The sequence below is a fragment of the Methylobacterium sp. J-072 genome, assembly GCF_022829425.1.
Taxonomy (GTDB): domain Bacteria; phylum Pseudomonadota; class Alphaproteobacteria; order Rhizobiales; family Beijerinckiaceae; genus Methylobacterium.
Genome location: NZ_JAKSYK010000193.1, coordinates 1 through 5,164, shown reverse-complemented (window position 1 = coordinate 5,164; position 5,164 = coordinate 1). Strand labels below are relative to the sequence as shown.

4 protein-coding genes are annotated in these 5,164 nt (G+C 67.2%); 3 read left to right on the top strand and 1 reads right to left on the bottom strand.

What is annotated here, in order from left to right; all coding sequences use genetic code 11:
* Positions 1 to 2: 2 nt before the first annotated feature.
* Positions 3 to 683 (bottom strand): TetR/AcrR family transcriptional regulator, encoded by a 681-nt coding sequence (locus MKK67_RS24895; protein WP_243970587.1) that lies wholly within the window; start codon positions 681 to 683, stop codon positions 3 to 5.
* Positions 684 to 890: 207 nt separating this feature from the next.
* Here MKK67_RS24895 and MKK67_RS24890 point away from each other — a divergent pair, with 207 nt between their 5' ends.
* The 3 genes from MKK67_RS24890 to MKK67_RS24880 all read left to right on the top strand — a co-directional run.
* Positions 891 to 1,976, top strand: a complete 1,086-nt coding sequence (locus tag MKK67_RS24890; RefSeq protein ID WP_243970584.1) for an HlyD family secretion protein — start codon at positions 891 to 893, stop codon at positions 1,974 to 1,976.
* Entirely contained in the window at positions 1,973 to 3,550 is a 1,578-nt protein-coding gene (locus MKK67_RS24885; RefSeq protein ID WP_243970582.1) for an MDR family MFS transporter, read from the top strand. Before MKK67_RS24890 ends, MKK67_RS24885 begins: the two co-directional genes overlap by 4 nt.
* A 353-nt stretch (positions 3,551 to 3,903) precedes the next feature.
* A partial coding sequence (locus MKK67_RS24880; RefSeq protein ID WP_243970589.1) for a transposase occupies positions 3,904 to 5,164 on the top strand: 1,261 nt, incomplete at its 3' end.

Genomic DNA, 5,164 nt, shown 5'->3' with positions numbered 1-5,164 from the left:
CTTCAAGCAGGACTGGGACGGACGCCGGCAAGGAAGACGGCGACGGCCGCGCGGCGGCGCTTCTCCTGGACCTCCCCATCAACCTCTATGCCGTACAGAGCCTGATTCGAACTGCGTCCTAAAACGAGGTTCAGGCACAGGTCGGCGGTGATCTCCGGGCAGTCGATCGCGATTCGTCCCTGCTCGGCCATGACCACGAGGAGGCGACCGAAAGCCCTGACGCCGCGGAGCCAGCCCTCCTCGTACGCGAGCCTGGCGAGGTTGGGGAACTGTATGGCCTGGGCGGCAATGCAGCGTGTCAGCGCAGCAGCCCCCGGTGCATGGGACCGGGCGAGGAGGTTGCGGCTCAACTCGTCCAGAACCGTTGCGGCGTCCCTCGGGGCGGCGCGAAGCGCCTGCATCTCGGCCGCCGCAGAGAGGGGCGCGAGCCATTCGCGGATCCGATCCTGCAGGACCGCTTCGAACAGGGCACGCTTGTCCTGATACCGGGAATAAAGAGTCGGCTTGCTGACGCCGGCGGCTTCCGCCACCGCGTCGATCGAGGTGCCGTCGAAGCCGCGCTCAATGAACAGCCGGGTGGCGACCTCCACGATGCGTGCCTCGCGCCGAGCGGCCTCCTCGCGCGTCGGTCGACCGCCAGTACCACGCTTCGCCGTCGACTCGGGCTCGGCCGTCGCTGCCATCGTCGTACTCCTTGTCAGGCCTCATGCCGTCATATATCGATACCTTACCGTATCGTATTGATGTTGGCCACCATCATGGACGCTCGACCCAGCGACCTTCCCCAGCCCGGAACCTTGACCGCTACCACAGTCGCCGCTGGCGGTCCCGCGCCGGCCTCCCCGGGGGGCCGGACCGCCGGGCCGGCGCCCAAGCGTCGAAAGGCGCACGTGATCGTCCCGGTCCTACTCCTAGCCGCCCTGGGTGGGGGCGGGACCTACGGCTGGCACTGGTGGACCGTCGGCCGTTTCCTGGAGACCACCGAGGACGCCTACCTACAGGCCGACAAGGTGACGGTCGCACCGCGCATCGCCGGCCACGTCGCCGAAGTGCTGGTCGGTGACAACCAGCCCGTGAAGGCTGGCGACGTGATCGCGCGCCTCGACGACCGCGAGTACCGGGTGATGCTCAAGCAGGCTGAAGCCGAGGTCGGGAAGAGCCGTGCCCAACTGCTGGGGACCGCCGCCGCTATCCTGCAGCAGCAGGCGCAGGTCGCCTCGGCCAAGGCGGAGGTCGAGAACACCGATGCGGCGCTCGACTTCGCCGGCAAGGAATATACCCGCTACCAGAACCTGCTGCAGACCGGCTCGGGCACGGCACAGCGCCAGCAGCAGGCAGACTCCGACCTACGCCAGAAGCGGGCGGCGCACGACAAGTCCGTCGCCTCCCTTGAGGCGGCAAGGAAGCAGGTCGACAGCCTGAGGGCACTGGAGGGCAGTGCCCGCGCGAGCCTTGAGGCCGCGCAGGCGAAAGTGGAGCAGGCCCAGCTCAACCTCAGCTACACAACCATCGTCGCGCCCATCGACGGCACGGTCGGCGACCGCTCGCTGCGCGTCGGCCAGTTCGTATCGGCCGGTACCGGCCTGCTCACCGTGGTGCCGATGGGTCGCGACATCTACCTCGTTGCGAATTTCAAGGAGACCCAGACCGGGCAGATGGTGGAGGGCCAGCGCGCGACCTTCACCGTCGACGCGCTGGGCGACCACGAGTTCGAGGGGCGGATCGAGAGTTTCTCACCCGGCACCGGCGCGCAGTTCGCCCTGCTGCCGCCCGAGAACGCCACCGGCAACTTCACCAAGGTTGTGCAGCGCGTGCCCGTGCGGGTCGCCCTGGACGAGGCCGATCCGATGCTCGGCCGCCTGCGCCCGGGTCTCTCGGTCGAAGCCACCGTTCATATCCATGACGCCGTCGAGCCGGTGAAGCCCCGCAATCATCGACCCGCCCATGCTCTCGTTAGCGAGGCTCTCCCCCGATGAGCGTCGTGCCGGCCGTGGGCAGGCCCGAGGTCAAGGCGAGCGCACGCGACTGGCTCGCGGTGTTTGGCGCGATCCTCGGCGCGTTCACCGCCATCCTCGACATTCAGATCACCAACGCATCGCTCGCCGACATTCAGGGGGCGCTCGGCGCCTCGACCGAGGAAGGCAGCTGGATCTCGACCGCCTACCTGATGGCCGAGATCATCGTGATCCCGCTCACCGGCTGGCTCTCGTCGGTGATCGGCCTGCGCCGCTACCTGTCCGTGAACACGATGCTGTTCACCGCCTTCTCGCTCGCCTGCGCGCTCTCGACCTCGCTCTCGCAGATGATCCTGTTTCGCGCCGGCCAGGGATTCACCGGCGGTGTGCTGATCCCGACCGCCATCGTCATCGTGCGCACGCGCCTGTCGAAGAGCCAGCAACCAATCGGCATCGCGCTGTTCGGGCTGACAGCCACCTTCGCACCGGCCATCGGCCCGACGGTGGGCGGCTGGCTCACCGACAACCTGTCCTGGCACTACATCTTCTACCTGAACCTGATTTTCGGTCCGCTCGCCGCCGGGATCCAGCTCGGGGCCTTCGACAACGTCCCGGCACGCTGGGCTGAGCTCTTGAAGGGCGACTGGATCGGCATCGGCCTGATGGCCACCGGCCTGCCGGCCCTGACCTACGTGCTGGAGGAGGGGCAGCGGAAGGACTGGTTCGGGTCCCCCGTCATCGTCCAGGTCAGCCTCCTGGCCGCCGCCGGCATCACCGGCTTCATCGTGCGGGAGCTGATCGCCGAGCGTCCATTCATCAACCTGCGAGTGCTGGCAAACCGCTCGGTCGGCGGGGCCTGCGTGCTGATGACCGTGCTTGGCGCGGTCTCGTTTGGATCGATCTACATCATCCCGGTCTACTGCGCGCAGATCCAGGGCTACAACGCCCAGCAGATCGGCTACGTGGTGATGTGGTCGGGCCTGCCGCAGCTCGTCCTGTTCCCGATGATGCCCCTGCTGATGCGGACCCTCGACGCGAGGCTGCTTGTCGTCGCGGGCACGCTGTTCTTCATCGCGAGTTGCTGGATCAACGTCAGCTTAACCCACGACGTCGGGGCCGATCAGCTGATCCTGCCGCAGCTCCTGCGCGCCATCGGCCAGCCGCTGTTCACGATCCCGCTCTCGCAGCTCTCCACCGTCGGCCTGAGCCCACGCGACACCGCCGACGCTTCGGCCCTGTCGAACATGATGCGCAACCTCGGCGGCTCGATTGGCATCGCGATGCTGTCGACGATGATCGACCGGCGCGAGCACATGCACTTCTCGGTGTTGGCCGAGGCGATCACAGTGAACGCCACGCGCACCCAGGATCGGATCGCCGCCCTGGCTGCCGGCCTGCACGGGCACATCGTCGACCAGGCAGCCGCTAAGGGAGCCGCCCTCGGCATGCTGGCGGCCCAGGTCCGCCGCGAGGCCTACGTCATGGCCTATGCCGACGGCTTCTATCTCGTCGGCGTCAGCCTCGTGCTGAGCCTCGCCGTGGTCGCCGTCCTGAAGAAGCCGCAGCGGACGGCGAGCCCCATCGAGGCCCACTGACCCCACGGCTCGAATCGATCATGCGGTCCGATGGTCGTCGACCGCATGATGGACGGCCGGTCTACGCATTAACCCCCTCTCGCGTAGGCCGGCCGCAATCTTCCGTATGGGCCATTGAAGTCCGCGTCCCACGCCGAGACGAAACTGCCGGACTGACGAGGAACGGCCGCTTTGGGGAGGCGCCAACGGCGGTTCGGGCGTCTGACATTGGTCGGTTGGGGATCGTCTGCTTTTGCACCGGATTGCCTCCGAAGCGGACGTGCTGCTTCCGGCCGATTCTGTTGAAAAACTCGGGTGTTGCAGCGGTTGTGATGAGGTGATCCACTCCTGTCGAGAGACGGAGATTGAAGCAGATGATGGGACCTCGGCAAGTCGAGCAGGGTGCCTTGTTCTACGAGTTCTCGCTCGACACTCACGTTCCCGCCGACCATCTGCTTCGCTCCATCGACCGCTTCGTCGACCTTGCCGGCCTGCGCCAGGAGCTAGCCCCGTTCTACGCTTCGACGGGCCGCCCCTCCGTCGATCCCGAGTTGATGATCCGCATGCTGATCGTCGGCTACTGCCTCGGCATCCGCTCGGAGCGCCGGCTGTGCGACGAGGTCCACCTCAACCTCGCCTACCGCTGGTTCTGCCGGCTCGGACTCGACGGCCGGGTGCCGGATCATTCCACCTTCTCCAAGAACCGCCATGGCCGCTTCCGCGACAGTGACCTCCTGCGTCGTCTGTTCGAGACTGTGCTCGCTCGCTGCATCGCCGAGGGCCTCGTGGGTGGCGAAGGCTTTGCCGTCGATGGCAGCCTGATCAGAGCCGATGCCAATCGGCAGAAGGGGGTCGAAGGCTCTGCCGGCCTGCCGCCTGAGGTCGTGAGCCGCGCCGCTCAGGAGTACCTCGCCGTCCTCGACGAGGCCGCCTTCGGGGCCGCAACGCCGGTGCCGCCCAAGTTCATCTCGCCCGCCGATCCGGCCGCGCGCTGGACCGGAGCGCACGGCGGGCAGGCGTTCTTCGCCGACACAGCCAACTATCTGATCGACCTCGACCACGCGATCATCGTCGACGTCGAGGCGACCACGGCCATCCGGCAAGCCGAGGTCACAGCGGCTAAACGCATGATCGCGCGTTCGCGCGAGCGCTTCGACCTCTATCCGGCCCGGCTTGCCGGCGACAGCGGTTACGGTTCGGCCGCGATGCTGGGCTGGCTCGTCTACGAGCAGGGCATCGAGCCGCATATCAGCGTGTTCGACAAGTCGGCCCGCACCGACGGCACCTTCTCACGCGCCGACTTTACCTACGACCAGCCGGGCGACGTCTACCGCTGCCCGGCGGGCCAGGTGCTGACCACGACCGGCACCCTGGTCAATGACGGGGCGACGCTGCTGTACCGCGCGAGCAAGTTCGACTGCGCGCCATGCCCGTTGAAGGCGCGGTGCTGCCCGAACGAGGCGGTGCGTAAGGTTCCGCGCTCGATCTACGAGGGCGCGCGGGACATGGCCCGCGACATCGCGCGCTCCGAGGAAGGCAAAACCTCGCGGCGCGAGCGCAAGAAGGTTGAGATGCTGTTTGCCCACCTCAAGCGTATCCTGAAGCTGGACCGCCTCCGGCTGCGAGGGCCGAACG

Excerpts from the sequence above, each read along its gene's own strand:
- MKK67_RS24885 (WP_243970582.1), top strand. The coding sequence starts at position 1,973 with ATGAGCGTCGTGCCGGCCGTGGGCAGGCCCGAGGTCAAGGCGAGCGCA.
- MKK67_RS24895 (WP_243970587.1), bottom strand. The coding sequence starts at position 683 with ATGGCAGCGACGGCCGAGCCCGAGTCGACGGCGAAGCGTGGTACTGGC.